15 protein-coding genes are annotated in these 18,526 nt (G+C 58.9%); 6 read left to right on the top strand and 9 right to left on the bottom strand.

The genetic code is table 11. From position 1 onward, the window contains the following. Positions 1 to 35: 35 nt before the first annotated feature. The gene (locus ACHUE7_RS14770; protein ID WP_394170665.1) at positions 36 to 1,082 is read right to left on the bottom strand and encodes a Fe(3+) ABC transporter substrate-binding protein; all 1,047 of its coding nucleotides are present in this window, start codon (positions 1,080 to 1,082) and stop codon (positions 36 to 38) included. 218 nt (positions 1,083 to 1,300) lie between these two features. On the opposite strand from ACHUE7_RS14770, the gene ACHUE7_RS14765 reads away from it, so the two are divergent. Then, positions 1,301 to 1,729 (top strand): GNAT family N-acetyltransferase, encoded by a 429-nt coding sequence (locus ACHUE7_RS14765; protein ID WP_394170664.1) that lies wholly within the window; start codon positions 1,301 to 1,303, stop codon positions 1,727 to 1,729. Positions 1,730 to 1,981: 252 nt separating this feature from the next. On the opposite strand, the gene ACHUE7_RS14760 is transcribed toward ACHUE7_RS14765, so the two are convergent. Further along, positions 1,982 to 3,748: a choice-of-anchor I family protein gene (locus tag ACHUE7_RS14760; RefSeq protein ID WP_394170663.1), complete on the bottom strand. Its 1,767-nt coding sequence runs from the start codon at positions 3,746 to 3,748 to the stop codon at positions 1,982 to 1,984. A gap of 224 nt (positions 3,749 to 3,972) precedes the next feature. Here ACHUE7_RS14760 and ACHUE7_RS14755 point away from each other — a divergent pair, with 224 nt between their 5' ends. Further along, positions 3,973 to 4,587, top strand: a complete 615-nt coding sequence (locus ACHUE7_RS14755; RefSeq protein ID WP_394170662.1) for a LysE family translocator — start codon at positions 3,973 to 3,975, stop codon at positions 4,585 to 4,587. Positions 4,588 to 4,655: 68 nt separating this feature from the next. On the opposite strand, the gene ACHUE7_RS14750 is transcribed toward ACHUE7_RS14755, so the two are convergent. After that, positions 4,656 to 5,501 carry an MBL fold metallo-hydrolase gene (locus ACHUE7_RS14750; RefSeq protein WP_394170661.1) on the bottom strand — a complete coding sequence of 282 codons (846 nt, stop codon included), beginning with the start codon at positions 5,499 to 5,501 and terminating at the stop codon, positions 4,656 to 4,658. A gap of 904 nt (positions 5,502 to 6,405) precedes the next feature. Between ACHUE7_RS14750 and ACHUE7_RS14745 the strand changes: the two genes are divergently transcribed. Next, positions 6,406 to 6,687, top strand: coding sequence for an HlyU family transcriptional regulator (locus ACHUE7_RS14745; RefSeq protein ID WP_394170660.1), 282 nt, complete (start codon positions 6,406 to 6,408; stop codon positions 6,685 to 6,687). Positions 6,688 to 6,725: 38 nt separating this feature from the next. Here ACHUE7_RS14745 and hslO read toward each other — a convergent pair whose 3' ends face one another. Beyond that, complete coding sequence (gene hslO / locus ACHUE7_RS14740; protein WP_394170659.1) at positions 6,726 to 7,598, bottom strand: Hsp33 family molecular chaperone HslO; 873 nt, start codon at positions 7,596 to 7,598, stop codon at positions 6,726 to 6,728. A gap of 39 nt (positions 7,599 to 7,637) precedes the next feature. Next, on the bottom strand, positions 7,638 to 8,030 hold the full coding sequence (gene hslR, locus ACHUE7_RS14735; protein ID WP_394170658.1) for a ribosome-associated heat shock protein Hsp15: 393 nt from the start codon (positions 8,028 to 8,030) through the stop codon (positions 7,638 to 7,640). Between the two features lie 319 nt (positions 8,031 to 8,349). Between hslR and cysQ the strand changes: the two genes are divergently transcribed. Continuing rightward, a complete protein-coding gene (gene cysQ / locus ACHUE7_RS14730; protein WP_394170657.1) occupies positions 8,350 to 9,165 on the top strand; it encodes a 3'(2'),5'-bisphosphate nucleotidase CysQ in 816 nt (271 codons plus the stop codon). Here the strand turns inward: cysQ and ACHUE7_RS14725 are convergent. Together ACHUE7_RS14725 and ACHUE7_RS14720 are read right to left on the bottom strand one after the other, a co-directional pair. Continuing rightward, positions 9,130 to 10,287 (bottom strand): imelysin family protein, encoded by a 1,158-nt coding sequence (locus ACHUE7_RS14725; RefSeq protein WP_394170656.1) that lies wholly within the window; start codon positions 10,285 to 10,287, stop codon positions 9,130 to 9,132. The genes cysQ and ACHUE7_RS14725 overlap by 36 nt on opposite strands. Before the next feature lie 3 nt (positions 10,288 to 10,290). Further along, positions 10,291 to 10,947 (bottom strand): histidinol-phosphatase, encoded by a 657-nt coding sequence (locus ACHUE7_RS14720; RefSeq protein WP_394170655.1) that lies wholly within the window; start codon positions 10,945 to 10,947, stop codon positions 10,291 to 10,293. A gap of 353 nt (positions 10,948 to 11,300) precedes the next feature. Between ACHUE7_RS14720 and ACHUE7_RS14715 the strand changes: the two genes are divergently transcribed. Beyond that, the gene (locus ACHUE7_RS14715) at positions 11,301 to 11,792 is read left to right on the top strand and encodes an RNA pyrophosphohydrolase (RefSeq protein ID WP_127560240.1); all 492 of its coding nucleotides are present in this window, start codon (positions 11,301 to 11,303) and stop codon (positions 11,790 to 11,792) included. A gap of 1 nt (position 11,793) precedes the next feature. Continuing rightward, entirely contained in the window at positions 11,794 to 14,064 is a 2,271-nt protein-coding gene (gene ptsP, locus ACHUE7_RS14710) for a phosphoenolpyruvate--protein phosphotransferase (RefSeq protein WP_394170654.1), read from the top strand. Between the two features lie 37 nt (positions 14,065 to 14,101). Here the strand turns inward: ptsP and ACHUE7_RS14705 are convergent, their stop codons facing one another. Together ACHUE7_RS14705 and typA are read right to left on the bottom strand one after the other, a co-directional pair. Beyond that, complete coding sequence (locus ACHUE7_RS14705; RefSeq protein ID WP_394170653.1) at positions 14,102 to 16,564, bottom strand: hybrid sensor histidine kinase/response regulator; 2,463 nt, start codon at positions 16,562 to 16,564, stop codon at positions 14,102 to 14,104. A 120-nt stretch (positions 16,565 to 16,684) separates the two neighbouring features. After that, positions 16,685 to 18,502 (bottom strand): translational GTPase TypA, encoded by a 1,818-nt coding sequence (typA, locus tag ACHUE7_RS14700; protein ID WP_348474233.1) that lies wholly within the window; start codon positions 18,500 to 18,502, stop codon positions 16,685 to 16,687. Positions 18,503 to 18,526 lie beyond the last annotated feature (24 nt).

Here is an 18,526-nt window from a genome sequence, read left to right as displayed (position 1 = left end):
CTGCCGTGTGCAAGTTTACTGCAAGGCCGTGGCGCTTAGAAGTCGTAACCGACTTCATCGACCAGACGAGAGGCTTCATCGACGTGGTCAACGATGGCCGTCAGGCTGACGTCATCGGCCACAAAGTCGCCCATGTACTGGTTCAGCAGGGCTGAGTAAGGCGTTCCGGGCTTGACCGGGAATTCGAAGTTTTCCTGGGCGTACATGTACTGCGCCAGATCCTGGCTCATGAATTCCAGCAGTTGTACCGCTTCGTCACGGTTTGGCGCGTGTTTGGCAACGGCAGCACCAGAGATGAACATGTGCGTGCCCCGGTCTTCCTGGTTCGGGAAGACGATGTTGACCGAGTTGGCCCATTCAACCTGTTCCGGCTCTGCGGTATTGGTGATCATCTTGCCGAAGTAGTAGGTGTTGCCCAGAGACAGGTCGCATTCACCTTCCATAATGGCCTTTACCTGGCCACGGTCGTTACCCTGAGGGGTGCGCGCCAGGTTGTTCTTGACGCCTTCCAGCCAGGTTTTGGTGTATTCCTCACCGTGGTGTTCGATCATCGAGGCAAACAGCGACAGGTTGTAGCTGTGCTTGCCACTGCGCGTGCAGATACGGCCTTCCCACTGAGGGTCTGCCAGTTCTTCATAGGTGGTAATCTCGCCTGGCTCGACGCGGTCTTTCGAGGCGTAGATCACGCGGCCACGAGTGGTCAGGCCAAACCAGTGGTTGTCGTCGGCGCGGTATTGGGCCGGGATGTTGCTGGTCAGAATGTCGCTTTCGACTGCCTGAGTCAGGCCTTTGTCGTAGGCATCGACCAGAATGGTGGTGTTCGGCGTCAGGATAATATCGGCCGGGCTATTGCGACCTTCCTGTTCGATGCGCTCGTTCAGGCCAGAGCTGGCGTAGATAACATTGGTTTCAATGCCGGTTTGCTGGGTAAAGGCGTTCAGCAGGGGTTCAATCAGAAATGCCTGGCGGTAGGAGTAAATGTTCACTTCCTCGGCCTGGGCGGCGGTAACGGTCAGGCTGGCGGCCAGTGGCAGGGCCACCAGCGTCAGGTGCTTCACTGTGCGTTTGATAGTTGTTGTCATTCTTGATCTCCATTGCGAAAGGCTTTCAATATGATAAGTATTCTCAGTTGTGGGCTTGTCGCTGTCAATAGACACAACCCCCTAAAGACACTAATAAAGGAACTTTAGGGGTGTTCGGGTAAGTGTGTGATGGCATGATGAAACTCAGGCAGGCTGCTAGACTGGCTGTTGTGCTGTCTCAGCCCGATCAGCAAGCCCATTGCGGGCAGGAGTGACCGATGATCCGACACGCCACCAATACCGATTTCCACGAGCTGGCCGAGCTGTACCAGGATGCCAGTCTGATCGCCCACCCTTTTATCGACCCCGACTACATTGCCCGGGATATGAGGCACCTGCGCGAGCACCGGCTACCGCTGGAGCAGGCGTTCCTGTGGGAGCGGCAGGGAGACATCGCTGGCTACATTGCGCTGGAGGGCAAACGGATTAATGGTTTGTTCATCAAGGTGGAGCATCAGCGTAAGGGCATCGGCCGGGAGCTGGTCGAGCACGTGAAGCAGCTGCACGACGAGCTGCGGGTCAAGGTGTTTCGGGAGAACTATCAGGCGCAGCGCTTCTATTTCGCGATGGGGTTCGAGATTGTTCCCGAAGCGGACGCTCCGGAAGACGGGCCACACGCCCAATACTGCATGCGCTGGCCCGTTTAACGTTCATGGTTGCTCTTAATTTGAGTGGCTGTGGTTCGCGGCAGCTACCGGTGGTGCCTCTGCAGGGTCGGCGTAAACCCTTCCATGGGGCCTAGACCGCATGATATGAATCCCATCCATGGGATTCCCCCTACGGGCTCGCTGCGCTCATGCTAAAACGCTCCCGGCGTTTTAGTCCCTGTTGCGGACTACCCTGCAGAGGCACCACCGGCATCTACCGCTTAAAGAGTAGTTACTCCCAGCACCATTCAATTACTGCTGCTGCACCTGATACACGCTCAAGGTGCCGCTAACTTCGTTGGCAACCAGCAACAGGGCAACGCCCGACGGGCTCTGGCTGGCGGGTATGAATTGCATGCCTTCCGGGGCCAGGTCGCCGGCTTGGGCGGTCAGGTCACCGTCTTCGGTTGCCGCCGCCGCAGCGTCGTAGTTGCGGTGGTTGGTGTAAGCCACAAACTCAACCGCTTCCGGGTCGGTAATGTCGAAGGTCATGAAACCGCCCATGCGCTCCAGGCCGACAAAGGCCAGGGTGCGGTTGCCGAGTTGGCCCAGGGTGAGGGCTTCGGGTTCGGGGCCTTTGTTGTCGCTGCGGTCATCGATGGCCAGTTCGTTGTCGGTGGTGTTGAAATGCTCGGGGAAACGATCAGCCGTGATGCGCTCGATCAGATCGCCGGAGTCGTACACCAGGGCGCCGATGTCGTCGAAAATCGCGAAGGAACGGGCGCCGTAGGCGTAAGCGGCTTCGTACACGCCGTCACCATTGCTGTCGCCCAGAGCTTTATTGATTTTCAGGTCCGCGATGGCGTCGAAGCCGGTCAGCGAAGCGTCGAGTTGAACGTCGCCGATTTCAGTTTCGTCGGTGTACACCAGGCAGCCGTCGTCTTCATCCCAGTCGTACTGACCCAGGGGCAAGGGGCCCTTGCATTGCGCTTCGCTCGCGGCGTCGGAGAAGTATTCGCGCGCATCCCCTTCGTTGGCCGTGACCAGGTAATTGCTGCCATTGACGCTGTAACTGGCGATGGTGTCTGGGTGGTAGGTGCCAAACAGGCCGGCGTAAGTGGACAGTGCGGCCAGTTCATCGTCCTTGTTGGCATCGAGGCTGTTTTCAGTGACGCCGTGATCCTTGAAGCCCAGTGGGAACAGTCCGGTGATGCTGGGGGTATCGGTCAGGCTGATTCGTGCCAGGGCGTTGTTTTCCTGCAGCGAAACAAAGGCGGTGCGACTATCGGGCGTGACGGTGATGTATTCCGGCTCCAGGTCTTGCGACAGGCGCGTGTAGTCCGGGTCTGGGTTGTTGCCGGTGATGATATCGGGGTGGTAGTTGTCATCAAAGCCATTGAAGTTCAGTTGAATCGCCAGGTCATCCGGGATGCCCCGGGTAACCGGGATGACGGAGACACTGCCTTCCGGGTCGATCAGGTAGTCGCCGCTGGGTTCGCCTTCATTGGCGACCAGTACGTAGCGGCCATCGGGTGAAAAGGTCACCATGTCGGGCAGGGCACCGGCCATTACGCCTTTTACGAAGTCGGTGTCGCCCTGGTCGTTGAGGCGGTAAAACAGAATTGCGCCCTTATCGACCTTGTTTTCGTTCTCGACCGCTATCGCCAGCAAGTCGCCGTGCACGGCCAGGCTGTTGGCACCGCCGATCATGATCTTGCGCTGGCCCATATAGGGGTCGGCCACCCACACCTGTTCCGGTACTGCATCGCTGCGATCGGCCAGGTTGCTCAGGGTGTAGGGGTTAACCGCCGGCTCCGACAGCAGATTGCTGATGCGTACGGCATTCACGCGACCCGTTGCGCCGTTGGTCAGATAGGCATAGCCAGACGCCCGGTGGTAGGCGACAATTTCGGCGGCGCTTTCATCGAAAATGCCACTGGTGTAGCGGCCTACCATATCGATTTGTACGCTGGGGTCGCCGGCGGGCAAGGCGCGGTCGGCAGACTGGGTCGGGTTGGTGCTGCAGGCGCTGAGCGTCAGGCCGGCAGCCAGGCTTAGCGCAAGAGGTTTTAGGGTCATTTCGGCATCCTGTCGGTGGTCGGTGAGTGTTGTTATTCCCACCCACGCTACGGAGCCTGTGTGACAGCCTGACGACAAAATGATGACAGCAAAACGACAGCTGGCTTTCATGCGGATGACAATGGTTCGGGCTTTGGTTAGTCTTGCCCGGTCCAGGTCGATGGCTATCTGACTTGGACCCCAATACACACAACGATCAAGACACGATTTTTCAGAGGTGAACTGTGACCTGGGCAACCTGGCTGGCGGTGGTAAGTATTTGCATGTTGGGCGCCATGTCGCCTGGCCCTTCACTGGCGGTGGTGCTCAAGCAAACCCTGGCGGGCGGACGCTCCAACGGCATTGTTGTGGCGCTGACGCACGGCCTGGGCATCGGCCTCTATGCGTTGCTGAGTATTTTTGGCCTGGCAGCCTTAATCACGGCCTCACCCGTCGCCTTCACCGCCTTGCAATGGAGCGGTGCGCTCTACCTGGCCTGGCTCGGCGTTAAGGGGCTGCGCGCGCGGGCCAACCCCGATGCCGAGTTACCGGATGTACCCACCACCGCCAGCGCCGCCCGGGATGGTTTTCTGGTGGTGTTCCTGAACCCCAAGGTCGCGGTGTTCTTTATTGCCCTGTTCAGTCAGGTCGTCGGTGCCGATACCTCGGTGCTGGCCAAGCTGGGTTACGCCGCAACCGCCATGGTGATTGATGGCGGGTGGTATCTGGTAGTGGCCTGGTTGTTCTCGACGCCCGCCTGGCTGGAGCGTCTTAAGCGCCATTCAGTCTGGTTCGAGCGGGTATTCGGTGTCATTCTGGTGGCGCTGGCCGGCCGGCTGGTCGTGTCGATTCTTAAGTAGCCGGAGCGCTGCTTCGGAACCCACCTTCCCGGGTCAGATCAGTCTGCCCCGGCAGTGTCCCTCCACTTTCAAACGGCCACCGTCTCGTCGGCTACGGAAAACTTTCCTTTCTCATCCTTAACCACCCGGCCCGCGGCAATGTTGGGGTCGTGGGTGAAGAACAGCCGTCCGTTACGTCTGGCCAGGTCGGACAGCAGGCGGCGTTTCTCGTCAATCAGCGCCTCCGGAAAACGGTCGTAGCCCATGGTGATCGGCAGGTGAACCCAGGCTTTGCCGGGAATCAGGTCGGCGGCAAACACCAGGGGGCCGTCATCGGTCTGAATTTCGGTCAGCAACATGCCCGGTGTATGGCCATCGCTGTAATGAAAGCGATAAGCATCGCCCAGGCGTTTCGACCGGGTGCCATTAATGCGCTCAAGCCGGCCCGAGGCTTCCAGCAGTGCGGGTAACTCGGGAATAAACGACGCCTTGTCTCGCGGGTGTGGCTGAATTGCCCGCTGCCACGCCTGTTCACCCACAATAAACCAGGCGTTTTTGAACACCAGCTGCGGCGTCTTTCCTTCCTGCCAGGCACTGAGCAGCCCCCCGGCGTGATCGAAATGCAGATGAGACAACACGACGATGTCGATGTCATCGGCCCCCAGGCCAAGGTCGGCCAGGGCGTCCAGCAGGCAATGCTGCGCTTCCTGCACCCCAAAGCGCTCGCGCAGATCTGGCGGAAAGAACGCGCCGACACCGGTTTCAAACAGGATGTTTCGGTCAGGCTCTTGCACCAGCAGGCAGCGACAGTTGAGGTCGATCCGGTTCTGGTCATCGCTGGGGAGCCAGCGCTCCCACAAGGCCTTGGGGGCGTTGCCAAACATGGCACCGCCATCCAGTTTCTGGGAGTTTCCGAGCAGGGCATGCAGTTTCATTCTGGTCTCCTGTGGCAGGCATGAGCTTACCTTAGGCGCTCGACGGCCAGCTTCACAGGCCAGCGACCACAGCGACTCGCGTTTCTAATGTCACGACGGCGTTACGAGTCGAGCGACCGTACTGACCCAGGCGTTTCGATGGAGGAAGGTGCAGGTAGAAGGATTGCAAAACAGACAGGCACAGCAAAATCGCCCGGAGGGGGCGACTCGATCAATAGAGTGAATCGATGCAGGTAATACACGTGATGATCACGTAGGTTAGCTAATTAGCTAAGCTGGCCCTGTTGTTGTTTTTAGGAGGCCTTAAATAAAAACTGTGCCCTTGTTATTGTTTTTGGGCAGGCACGTATCGCTCTTATATCACCCTGTTTTTGTTTTTGTTTGTGGGTGTCTTTATCGTTGTGCGTAGATGATTGCAGTCTGCGTGCCAGTTTTAAAAAATGCTTTAAAAACAATAACTTAAAAAATACTGTTCAATATGTGACCAGCGGGTCGTCTGGCTAACATCGCTTTACACCATGCTGACGTGTGTATAGGTAACACTTAGGGAGTGTCAGTAACACTTTTAGAATCCCGTTCGATCACTTTACCCGTTCGGGTTACCTAACATTACAGTATGCACTGTGAATTTGACGCCATGACCGCAGGAAGGCGGTACAATCTTGGCTTGCGGTGGCTGGGTTTGCTGTTTTGCCATGGGTCCGTACTGGCCACCGGGTAGGCCTATCCGGGGCCGGCGTAGATCCATCCATGGAGCCTAGATCGCAGCATCCCTGCTGCGAACTACCCCGGATAGGCCTACCCGGCAGCCAGTACTCGGATCGAGGCTGCCACTGCACAAAGTATGTCTAGCTCTATTGCCACAATTAAAAATGCGCTACTGCCCTGGTAGTAAGGAAAAATGATGTTTGGATGGTTAAAGAAAGCAATGGCCGGTGGGCCGGCAAGTCCGCGGGAAGTAAAGGGTGAAACGATTGAGTACAAAGGGTACCAGGTGACACCAACGCCGATTCCCGAAGGCGGTCAGTTCCGGGTTAGCGGCATCATTGTTAAGCCGGGCGAGCCGGAACAACGGCATAACTTTATTCGATCTGACCTGGTCGCCGGTGAAGACGAAGCCTGCAACTTTACGCTGGTGAAGGCACGGTTGATGATTGATCAGTTGGGTGATCGGATCTTTGAATAACGATCGTCAGCCCCGGCGTAGTGACCGGGGCTGAAAACTCAATTCAATTGTTGCTTGTATGACTCGAACAGTTCGGCAACGTCTTCGGGCCCGAACTGGTAGTGCTGGTGGCAGAACTGGCAGTCGCTGCGAATCTCCCCCTGCTCGGCTACAACGGCCTGGGCTTCCTCTTCACCCAGCATCAGAATCGCATTGGCGCAGCGTTCGCGGGTGCAGGTGCATTCAAACTCCAGCGGGCGGGCCTCGTAGACACGAACTTCTTCTTCGTGGAACAGACGCTGCAGCACCGTGGTGTTGTCGAGCGACAGCATTTCGTCGGCCGTTAGCGTTTCGGCCAGATGAACCACCCGGTTCCAGGCGTCGTCGTCCACTTCCAGGCTGCCTTCACTGGCCGAATGCGGCATGGCTTGCAGCAGCAGGCCGGTCGCGATCTGCTGGTCGGCGAACAGCCAGACCCGGGTGCGAATCTGCTCGGACTGGCGGAAGTAATCTTCCAGCGCGTGGCTCAGGCTGTGGTCTCCATCGTTGATCGACACGATGCCCTGGTAGCGCTTGCCGTTTTTCGGCTCAATGGTAATTGCCAACTGTCCGTTGCCAAGCAGTTCCTGGTCGGCGCTGAAATCATCGTTGTACTGGGCGATGGCCCGCAGAGCCTGGTTATCCCGGCATTCAGCCATCAGCATCCGTACCTGACCGGCGCCCCGAACCTGCAGGCTCAGAGTGCCATCGAATTTCAGGGTGTCGCTCAGTAACGCCACCGCCGCCATGAACTCACCCAGCAACAGGCGCACCGGCTCGGGGTAGTTGTGCTTGGCCAGCACCTCCTGATAACTGCGCTGCAAGCCGGTAATTTCACCGCGAATGTGAGTATGGTCGAACAAAAAGCGTTGGGTCTGATCGGGGTTGCTCATGCAGGCCTCGTGATAGGCCAGGGCGCTTTAGACACTGCCCTAGGCGTTAAAGGAATCTTTCATTTTACGGATATCGCGCCGGTCTTTCTTGCTCGGCTTGTGATCGGGCGCCGCCTGGCCCGCATTCTGTGCTTTACGCTGCGCCGCCATGGCCAGCCGCTTTTCAACCGACTCTTCCGTTTCCCGATACAGCAGCCGCGCTTCCGGAGCGCCACGCCGCTTGTCACTGAGCGCCAGCACTTCAACGGTTTTCTCATCGAAACCCAGCCGCATGCGCAGCATGGCACCCACTTCAACATTGCGGCTCGGCTTGGCACGGGCGCCGTCGTAATGCACCTTGCCGCCTTCAATGGCGTCTTTCGCCAGGCCGCGCGTTTTGAAGAAGCGCGCCGCCCAGAGCCATTTGTCGAGACGTACGGGAGTATCGGTCATAACCTCTCTCAATACGGTTTTTGGTTAGTGGTTGGTTTAACCAAATTCAGAGTGCTAGCCACCGGATGTACCTCGCCGGGGGAGTCCGCAGCATGGATGCTGCGGTCTAGGCTCCATGGATGGATCTACGCCGACCCCGGAGAGGTATATCCGGTGGCTGGCACGGGCCAATGCCACGAAAGACAACCAAGCCACCAAGGCAGCCGTTAATAAGGGTTGGGCCTCCGAGTTACAAGGGGGCCTTCAGGTTCATGGTAGACTGGGCGGTGTTGAATTCAAAACCGTTATCGCGATGAGGGCATTCCATGAGAGGTGATTCATGATCCCCCGGCCTGAGCTGTCGAACCCACAGATCAGCAGCCTGTTTCAGCTGATGAAGCAAGCCGGTGAGGATATTCTGGCTGTGTATCACGACCGGTCGCGCTGGCAGACGGACCACAAGGCCGATGACTCACCGGTGACGGCGGCAGATCTTGCCGCATCGCGCCGGTTAGTGACCGGGTTGCCCGCCATTCTTGACTGCCCGGTGCTGTCCGAAGAAGCCCTGGTGCCTTATACGGACCGTCAGGGCTGGCAGACTTACTGGCTGGTTGACCCCTTGGACGGTACGCGTGAGTTTCTGCACAAAAGTGATGAGTTCGTGATTAATGTCGCCCTGATGCACGAAGATCAGCCGATTTTCGGCATGCTTTTTCAACCGGTGACAGGTATTGGCTGGTGGGGTGGGCAGGATGTAGCGGCGCAACAGGGTAAGCCTGGCAGCGCCACTGTGATCCGGGCCGAGGCGGTGGCCGGGTCGGTTCAGGTGCTAGGCAGCCGGCGTTCCGCCTGGCAGGGTGCCTGGCGCGATCGGCTTGAAACCGCCGGTTATGATGTAGAAACCCGCTCGATCGGCAGCGCGCTCAAATTCATGATGCTGGCCAACGGCAGTGCGCATTGTTACCCCCGGTTGGGGCCGACCAGCGAATGGGATACCGCCGCGCCCCAGGCCATTCTTACCGCAGCCGGAGGCCGACTGGTGCAATGGAACGGCGAGCCATTGCGTTACGGCAAAGCCTCTACGCTCAATCCGGAATTTGTCGCCGTATCCGATCCGGACTTATTGGCTGTCCTCTGTCACGACGGGCTCACCTAGCTGTCTGATCTGATCGGCGAGTCCGGTTACCGCAGCTACAGCTTGTTGCCAGGCTTCGGCTTCCGGGTCACCGGCCGGTGCGTTTTCCGGCAGGGCAGTCACGGCATCAACCGCTGCCGTAAGCTGGTTGCCCAGTGTTTCAGCAGTGACGGGTCCGCCGCGGCGCTCCAGCCAGGATTCCAGCGCGCTGACGCCCTCGTCCGGGCTATCCAGCAGCGCTTCCAGCCCCGCTAACCGAGCAAGCAGGTGGCGTTTACCCTGGCCCGCCACTACGCTTGGGTGATGCCAATCCGGCTCTTGCGGTGCGTCGTCGGCAAAGGCCAGCTGAAGTAAGTCTTGGCGGATCTGCTGGTCGAGACTGGTCAGCACAATGCGTTGCTGCGCCGGTTCTGGCAGGCCGGTAAAGCCGATTTGCCCGGACCAGCGCTGGCGCGCCTGTTCGAGTTGCTGCAGCAGATGCTCCGTCGCCAGTGTCATATACTGGTGTCGGCGTGTGATGGTCAGGTCGCCATCTTCACCGGAAATCAGCCAATAGGTATCCAGGTCGGTTTGCCAGAGCAGGGTTTCGACCACCGGGAACCCTAAGGCGGGTGACTCCAGATCCATCAGCTGATGCTGCTCCAGCAGGTTATTCAGCGTCAAATCCATGCCGGTTTCATGCACCAGTCCGCTGTAAGGGTAGTCTGGCAGGGCGTCGACGTAACCGGGCAGAAAAGGGCGCACATTAATCAGCCGGCGGGAGCGATTCAGCGCTTCCTTAGCAGCCGGATTAAACGCCACCCGGTGAAACAGCGAGAACGCCTGCCAGCCTTCGTAACACGCGTGCCAGGCAGACTGAGCGTCACTCTGCAGGCCGGTTTCCGGGTTATCCAGAAACGCCTGAACGGCTGAGCCCAGTGGCTGGCAGGCCGACTGCATGGCCTCTCCGGCGGTTTCGGCCTGGGCCTGAAACGCCCGGGCCAGGCCGGCGAATTGAACATCGGGTTCAGGCCCGGCTTGTTCGGGCAGGGTGGACGGGTCCTGGGCTTCGGCCTCGGTTGCCGGTTCGTTCGACGAAGAACACCCCAGTAACACCAGAGTGAGCAGGGCAAGCAGTGCATGGGCAGGTGTCACAAGGCGCATGGGTCAGTCCCTCAGGCTGATGATGGGCCAGCTCAGGCGCTGGGCCTCGGCCGCCAGGGTGGCATCCGGGTCGACGGCGACCGGGTTGTCGACCAGACGCAGCAACGGCAGGTCGTTCAGCGAATCGCTGTAAAACCAGGCGCCGTCGAGTGACTCGCCGTTTTCATCGAGCCAGGTTTGCAGGCGCACCACCTTGCCTTCCTGATAGCTGGGAATGCCCGTTGGCAGGCCGGTATAGGCGCCGTTTTGCTGTTCAGCCTCGCAGGCGATCAGGTTCGGGATGCCCAGGTGTTCGGCGATGGGCCCGGTCACAAAGCGGTTGGTCGCGGTGATGATCATTAGCGTGTCGCCCCGGTCGCGGTGGTGCTGCAACAAAGCCTGGGTGCCCGGAGCGATCATCGGTTCGATGACCGTCTCCATAAAAAGACGGTGCAGGCTGGCCAGTTCGTCCAGCGGCTTGTTGGCCAGAAATGACAGCGAAAAGCGCAAATAGCGGTCTATATCGAGTTCACCGGCCTGGTATTGCTGGTAAAAAGCTTCATTGGCGGCTTTTACGACGGTGGCGTCGACCAGGCCCTGATCGATCAGGAACTGGCCCCAGGCGTGGTCTGAGTCGCCGGCCAGCAGGGTGTTGTCCAGGTCAAAGATAGCGAGGGTCAAGGCGGGGCTCCTTAGTGGCCAAACGACTCGCATGGCAGGGTAGACTCGAAGGTCGCCAGGCGGAGGCTTTATTGGCCGCCAAGAATACGGGCATGGCCGGTCAGGTACAAGCGACAGGCTGCACGACAGGCCTGGCAGCCCGGGTTGCTGCCTTGAATGTGACCTGTTTGGTGTTTTCGGGCCGATGTGGAACAATGCAGTCAGAACAGACGGACTCTGTGCCTTACTCTTAACCGGTTTTTCGGGGGAGTGAGACGAGGGTCGTGCACGCCGGCAGGCCAAGCTGCGGCGGTCACCAACATTCATTGATTCGCACGCTGTGCGAATCCGGTCACAGGGGGATGCTGGCGATCATGATCGATTCCGATGGCTATCGCCCCAACGTGGGCATTATTCTCACCAACCCGCGCGGCCAGGTGCTCTGGGCCCGGCGCATTGGCCAGGATGCCTGGCAATTCCCGCAGGGCGGCATTCGTGCCCACGAGACCCCGACCGACGCCCTTTACCGCGAATTGCAGGAAGAAGTCGGCCTGCAGCCCGAGAGCGTCGAGATACTCGCTTGCACCCGTGGCTGGCTGCGTTACCGGCTACCCAAGCGGATGATCCGCTACAACGCCTTGCCGATCTGCATTGGTCAGAAGCAGAAATGGTTTCTGCTGCGCATGACCGGGCAGGACCACAACATCATCCTCAACGACTGCGACGACCCCGAATTCGATGGCTGGGAATGGGTATCTTACTGGTATCCGCTGGCCCGGGTGGTCTCGTTCAAACGGGACGTTTATCGCCAGGCCCTTGCGGAGCTGGCGCCCAGGGTGCACAAGGAGCTGAGACGACGTGGTTGATATGTTGCATTTACTCCGCCAGGTGGTGGAGGAAGTAAACAGTACCCGGGACCTGCAAGCTTCTCTGAGCACCGTGGTTGGCCGCATTCGTGAGGGCATGAACGTTCAGGTCTGCTCCGTCTTCCTGTGGGATGCCCACGTAAACCGCTATGTGCTGATGGCCACCGATGGTCTGAGTGCCGATGCCATCGGCAAGGTGACACTGACCCAAAACGAGGGCCTCATCGCTCTGGTCGGCAAGCGCGAAGAGCCACTCAACCTCAGTGACGCTACTCGACACCCCAACTATCACCACGTGCCCGGCCTGGGCGAAGAACCGTTCAAGAGCTTGCTGGCTGTGCCCATTATCCACCACCGCAAGGTGCTGGGTGTGATGACCATTCAACGCACCGAAGCAGGCCGGTTCGGGGATTCCGAAGAAGCCTTTATGGTGACGCTGTCGGCCCAGTTGGCCGGGGTGATTGCCCATGCAGAAGCTACCGGGGCGCTGTCGGGTCTGAATCTTATGGGCGGCGAACAGCTGGATGTTCGCTTTGCCGGTGTGGCCGGGTCGCAGGGCGTTGCCATTGGCAAGGCCCATGTGCTGGTGCCTCCCTCCGATCTTAACTCGGTGCGTTACCGGCCTGCGCGCGACATAGCCGCTGAACTGGCGCTGTTTGAAAACGCTCTGACCAAAGTCCGGTCCGAACTCACCGCCACCCGGGAGCGGTTACGCAGCGAGTTGCGTCCCGAAGAGCTGGCGCTGTTCAACGTCTACGTCGGCATTCTGGAAGACCGGGCCCTGGGCGATGCAGTGGTTGAGCTGATCAACAAGGGCGAGTGGGCACAGAGTGCCCTGGCCACGGTGATGCGCCGCTACATCGACCACTTTGAAAGCATCGAAGACGATTATTTACGCGAGCGTGCCGCCGACATGCGCGATTTGGGTCGCCGGGTATTGTCGCATTTGCAGGCCTCGGTGCCCGACGTTGCCATTCCCGACCACGCCATTCTGGTTGGCGAGGAAATCTCACCCACCGTCTTTGGTGACCTGGCCGCCGGGCGCATCGCGGCCATTGTCTGCACCACCGGTTCGGCCAACTCGCACGTCGCCATTCTGGCCCGGGCCCTGGCCATACCTACCATCATGGGCGTGCAGGAGTTGCCCTGGCAGGGCTTGCAGGGTGAAGAGCTGGTGGTCGATGGTTACCGCGGCCATGTGTATTACCGGCTGTCGGCCGAAAAACGCCATTATTTCGAATCCATCTGCAAGGAAGAGGCCGAGCGCGAGGCCGATCTTGAAAGCCTGACTGACGTCGCCAGTGAAACCAGCGATGGCGTTGCCATCAGCCTGATGGTCAATACCGGTTTGCAAACCGATGTGGTGCGCTCGCAGAACAAGGGCGCCGACGGAGTTGGCCTGTTTCGTACCGAAGTGCCGTTCATGATGCGCGATCGCTTTCCGTCGGAAGACGAGCAAGCCAAGATTTATCGCGCCCAGCTGGAAGCCTTTGCCCCCTTGCCGGTCACCATGCGAATGCTCGATGTGGGCGGTGACAAAAGCCTCGATTACTTTCCGATTGTCGAAGATAACCCGTTCCTGGGCTGGCGCGGCATTCGAGTCATGCTCGACCACCCGGAACTCTTTATGGTGCAGATTCGCGCCATGCTGCGCGCCAGCTTGAATCTGAGCAACCTGAAAGTCATGTTGCCCATGGTTACCAGCGTCAGCGAGGTGGAAGAAGCCCTGGCGATCATTCACCGGGCGGTTCTGGAGCTGAATGAGGAAGGCGTGGCGGTCACCTTGCCGGAAGTGGGGGTGATGGTTGAAGTGCCCTCGGCGGTCTACCTGGTGAAGGAATTTGCCACCCAGATCGATTTTATTTCAGTGGGGTCCAACGACCTGACGCAGTATTTGCTGGCGGTCGATCGCAACAATCCGCGCGTTGCCAACATCTACGACTCACTGCATCCCGCGGTACTCAAAGCCCTGAAAATGGTGATTGATGCTGCCAATGAAGGTGGCATCCCGGTCAGCCTGTGTGGTGAGCTGGCCGGTGATCCGCTGGGCGCCGTGACGCTGGTGGGGCTGGGTTACCGCAATTTGTCGATGAGCAGCTCTAACCTGTTGCGCGTTAAGTCGGTGTTGCGCCAAATCGATAGCGGCTGGGCACACACCATTGCCTCGGGCCTGCTGCATCTGGACGACCCCAAAGTGGTGCGCTCCACCCTGCGACTGGCGTTGCGCAAAGCCGGTATCCCACTCACTGACATTGGTATTTTGCCTTCCTGAGCAAGGCATTCCGCCATCCTGACCGGCTGGTTCGCGCTCAGTTGTTGCCGAGCAGCCATTTGCTCAGAGTCAGCTCCAGGGAACGGCGGCGCAGGGGTTTGGTCAGGTAGTCATCCATGCCGGCCGTCAGTGCTTTTTCCTGCTGTTCCATCATTGCGTGGGCGCTGAGCCCAATGATCGGAATGCGCCGAACCCGCTCGTTCGCCGAATGGCGAATGGCATAGGTTGCAGCGTAGCCATCCAATACCGGCATTTCGCAATCCATAAGCACCAGGTCGACGCTGGCAGGGACGTGGCCATCTTCGTCGATGGTTTCTGCCCGCTCATCGCCCAGCTCGTTCTCCGGTACGTTGTTTTCCAGATAATCCAGCGCCTGTTGGCCGTTGCTGGTGACTGTTACCGTCAACCCGAGCCGTTTGAGCATGCCTTCGGCAACGCGCTGATTGATGTGATTGTCTTCGACCAACAACACATGGGCGGGTGGAAATTCTGGCGACTGCAGCCCGGCGTCTTCACTCGACATGCCTGCAACGTTGGGCCGCCGGTCTTCACTCAGGTTAAGCAGGCTGCGCGGCAGCGACAGTGGCTTTTCCATCAGGCGCTTGAACTGGTGACCGGTCAGGGTTTGCCAGTCGGGCGAGGCCATACGACTGGCAATTAAGGCGAGCAGGGCCTCGGGTTGGGCGTCAGCCAGTCTGGGTCCGAGCGTTAGTCCGGTATCGTGATCTACGGTGGCGTCCACCAGAATGACATTGAACTGTTGCTGGGCGCACAGCGCCAGCGCCTCAACGCCGCTGGAGGCGCAGTTAAGCGTCAGCGCTGTGCCATCGGCGTGGTGACAGAACAGGCGCTGCAGGGTCAGGTTGCTGGTCACCAGCAGGGCATTGCCGCTCAGGCCGCTGCGCTCGGTCGCGGAAAAGGGCAGGGCCGGGCCCAGGTCGGTGGTGGCGGCGTCGAGGGGGATCTCGATCCAAAAGGTTGAGCCTTTGCCGGGTTCGCTGTTGACGCCAATCTCCCCTTTCATGAGTTCAACCAGACGTTTGCAGATGGCCAGCCCCAGCCCGGTACCGCCGCGCTCGCGGTGCGTGCTTTTGTGCGCCTGGAAGAACGCATCGAACAACACGGCCAGTTTGTCCGGTTCGATACCCAGCCCGGTATCGCTGACCGCGAGCCCCAGACGCTGACGGTCCGGATGCCATTGGAGATGAACGACGATTTCACCGTCATCGGTAAACTTGAACGCATTACCGAGCAGGTTCAGCAGCAGCTGTTGCATGCGAATGGGGTCGCCGACCATCGTCTCTGGTGTGCCCGGGTCGATATCGGCAACCAGCAATAACCCTTTCTCCTCCGAGGGTTTTATAAACAGGGCCAGGGTTTCCTCGACCAGCTCTGGCAAATTGAAACGAATGGATTCCAGCTCCAGTCGCCCGGCCTCTATTTTTGAGAGATCCAGAATGTCGTTGATGATGGTGGTCAGGGTGTGGCCGGAATTGAGAATGGTGGTCAGGTAGTCACGTTGGCGCTGATCCAGCCGGGTATCCTGCAGCAGCTCTGCCATGCCGATGATGCCGTTCATTGGCGTGCGTATTTCGTGGCTCATGTTGGCCAGAAACTGGTTCTTGTGGTCGGTGCTGATTTGCAGCGCCTCCAGGGTTTCTTCCAGTTCGTGCGTGCGCGCCTGTATCTTTTGTTCCAGGTTGCTCTGGTGCTGGCGAATGCGCTGTGATTTTTCCGCCAGTTGCACCTGCAATTGGTTCAGGGTGTCGCACAGCGTCGCGATCTCGTCGCGCTCACGGCCGATCCAGTCCGGAATCAGGCGCGCCCGAAAGACATCGTCTTCCGGTTCGATGGTCGCCAGTACCTGTTCAACGACGTTGAGACGACGAGCAACAAGCCGGTGCACCGACCAAGCGGTGACGGCCACGACCAGTACGCACAGCAGCACCGAGCTGGTCAGGGTAAACACGAAGTTTAACAGGCTCTGATTCAGGATCAGGCGCACATTGGAATAGACGGTTACCTTGCCTACCGCGTAAAGGCCATCGCCGGTATCGAATTCGATGGGCTCGGTAAATTGGAGGGCCTTCTGCAACAGACGGCCCTGGCTGGCAATATCGATATCGGGATAGCCGGGGTCCAGATCGGTTGCGGGCAGATAGCCCGAAGAGTCGGGCAGTTCACCGCGAACCTGGTTCAGCGACGGATCTTCCGATTCGATTAATACGGCTTCGATCAGCGGGTGAGCAATCAGCAAGTCGGCGGTGGCGCTTAACTGAACCGGGTCGAAACTCCAGAGGGCATTGGCCAGCACATCGCGCGAGCCGAACAGGGCGAAGCCAATTTGTTGGGCGCCGGAGTCTTCTTCAAGCGAGTATTCGAGGCTGAGTTGCAGGGCGGTCGTGAGGCTTACGAGGGCAATAAAGATACCGGCTATCCAAACCAGCAGGCGGCGCGATAATGACAGCGGGTGCCGGTTAGGCAAGACAGGTGTGCTCAAGGACGCTCTTCCGCTAAGCTTTTGGGCAGTGTAGCTCAGTTTCCGGAGAAACGTCACCCTTCCAGAATGCGCCAATGGCGCGATCTGGAAGGGTGGTTAGGCAGGCCTGGAGACAGGCCTTTACTTGGGGCCGCGACCGGCGCGCTTGCGCTCGTTTTCGGTCAGCAGTTTTTTGCGGATGCGGATCGACAGCGGTGTCACTTCGACCAGCTCATCGTCTTCGATGAACTCCAGCGCCTGCTCCAGCGTGTGCTGAATGGGCGGCGACAGCGTCAGTGCTTCATCGGTACCGGCGGCACGGATGTTGGTCAGCTGCTTGGCCTTGGTCGGGTTAACCACCAGGTCGTTGTCACGCGAGTGAATGCCGATGACCTGGCCTTCGTAGATATCCACACCATGACCGAGGAAGAGACGACCGCGACTCTGCAGGGTGAACAGGCTGTACGCCAGGGTTTTACCCTTGGCCATGCTAACCAGCACGCCGTTCTGGCGGCCAGACATGTCACCGCCCTTCACCGGACCATAGTGATCAAAAATGCTGGTCATGATGCCGGAGCCTGAAGTCAGCGTCAGGAACTGACCGCGGAAACCGATCAGGCCGCGAGAAGGCACCATGAATTCGAGTTTCATGCGGCCCTGGCCGTCGTTTTCCATGTTGGTCATTTCGGCTTTGCGCAGACCCAGCTCTTCCATCACGCCGCCCTGGTGTTGCTCTTCCAGGTCGATCACGACTTGTTCGTAGGGCTCCTGAATTTCGCCGTCGATCAAGCGCTGAATAACCTCGGGACGGGAAACCGCCAGCTCGAAGCCTTCACGGCGCATGTTTTCGATCAGGACCGACAAGTGCAATTCACCCCGGCCGGATACTTTGAATTTATCCGGAGTGTCGCCCTGCTCAACACGCAGCGCCACGTTGTGAATCAACTCCTGGTCGAGGCGGTCTTTCAGGTTGCGCGAGGTGATGTACTTGCCTTCGCGACCGGCGAACGGGGAATCGTTCACCAGAAAGTTCATGCTTACGGTCGGTTCATCAACCGTCAGTGGCTTCAGTGCTTCCGGGTGGTTCGGGTCGCACAGGGTATCGGAGATGTTCAGGCCTTCGATACCGGTGACGCAGACGATATCGCCCGCTTCGGCTTCAGGCACTTCAATTCGCTCGAGGCCGTGGTAACCCATGACTTGCAGAATACGGCCTTTTTTCTTGCTGCCGTCTTTACCGACCACAACCACCTGCTCGTTGGTCTTCAGGCGACCGCGCGTGATGCGGCCCACACCGATAACGCCAACATAGCTGTTATAGTCGAGGGCGGAAATCTGCATTTGCAAGGGACCGTCACGCTCTACTTCCGGCGGTTGTACCTGGTTGACGATCATCTCGAACAGCGGCGTCATGTCTTCAGCCATGTTCTGTGGGTCGTCACCGGCCACGCCATTGAGGGCTGAGGCGTAAATGACGGGGAAGTCGAGTTGCTTGTCGGTGGCGCCGAGGCGGTCGAACAGGTCAAAGACCTGGTCCATCACCCAGTCTGGCCGGGCGCCGGGGCGGTCGACCTTGTTGATGACAACAATGGGGTGCAGACCCTGTTCGAAGGCCTTGGAGGTCACAAAACGCGTTTGCGGCATGGGGCCGTCTACAGCGTCGACCAGCAGCAACACGGAATCGACCATCGACAGTACCCGTTCAACTTCGCCACCGAAGTCGGCGTGTCCTGGGGTATCTACGATGTTGATGTGGTAATCCTGCCAGTTAATGGCCGTGTTTTTGGCCAAAATCGTAATACCGCGCTCACGCTCCTGGTCGTTGGAGTCCATGATGCGTTCAGTGCCCTGGTCTTTACGGCCCAGAGTGCCGGATTGTCGAAGCAGTTTGTCGACCAGCGTGGTTTTACCATGGTCAACGTGGGCAATAATGGCGATATTACGAAGTTTCTCGATCACAAGCAGGGTGTCCGGCTTTAAATT

The organism is Saccharospirillum alexandrii (assembly GCF_043641555.1).
Lineage (GTDB): Bacteria > Pseudomonadota > Gammaproteobacteria > Pseudomonadales > Natronospirillaceae > Saccharospirillum > Saccharospirillum alexandrii_A.
Note: the sequence above shows the minus strand (reverse complement) of the source record. Positions and strands in the feature narration are given on the sequence as shown.

Excerpts from the sequence above, each read along its gene's own strand:
- ACHUE7_RS14770 (WP_394170665.1), bottom strand. The coding sequence starts at position 1,082 with ATGACAACAACTATCAAACGCACAGTGAAGCACCTGACGCTGGTGGCC.
- ACHUE7_RS14765 (WP_394170664.1), top strand. The coding sequence starts at position 1,301 with ATGATCCGACACGCCACCAATACCGATTTCCACGAGCTGGCCGAGCTG.
- ACHUE7_RS14760 (WP_394170663.1), bottom strand. The coding sequence starts at position 3,748 with ATGACCCTAAAACCTCTTGCGCTAAGCCTGGCTGCCGGCCTGACGCTC.
- ACHUE7_RS14750 (WP_394170661.1), bottom strand. The coding sequence starts at position 5,501 with ATGAAACTGCATGCCCTGCTCGGAAACTCCCAGAAACTGGATGGCGGT.
- ACHUE7_RS14745 (WP_394170660.1), top strand. The coding sequence starts at position 6,406 with ATGTTTGGATGGTTAAAGAAAGCAATGGCCGGTGGGCCGGCAAGTCCG.
- hslO (WP_394170659.1), bottom strand. The coding sequence starts at position 7,598 with ATGAGCAACCCCGATCAGACCCAACGCTTTTTGTTCGACCATACTCAC.
- hslR (WP_394170658.1), bottom strand. The coding sequence starts at position 8,030 with ATGACCGATACTCCCGTACGTCTCGACAAATGGCTCTGGGCGGCGCGC.
- cysQ (WP_394170657.1), top strand. The coding sequence starts at position 8,350 with ATGATCCCCCGGCCTGAGCTGTCGAACCCACAGATCAGCAGCCTGTTT.
- ACHUE7_RS14725 (WP_394170656.1), bottom strand. The coding sequence starts at position 10,287 with ATGCGCCTTGTGACACCTGCCCATGCACTGCTTGCCCTGCTCACTCTG.
- ACHUE7_RS14715 (WP_127560240.1), top strand. The coding sequence starts at position 11,301 with ATGATCGATTCCGATGGCTATCGCCCCAACGTGGGCATTATTCTCACC.
- ptsP (WP_394170654.1), top strand. The coding sequence starts at position 11,794 with ATGTTGCATTTACTCCGCCAGGTGGTGGAGGAAGTAAACAGTACCCGG.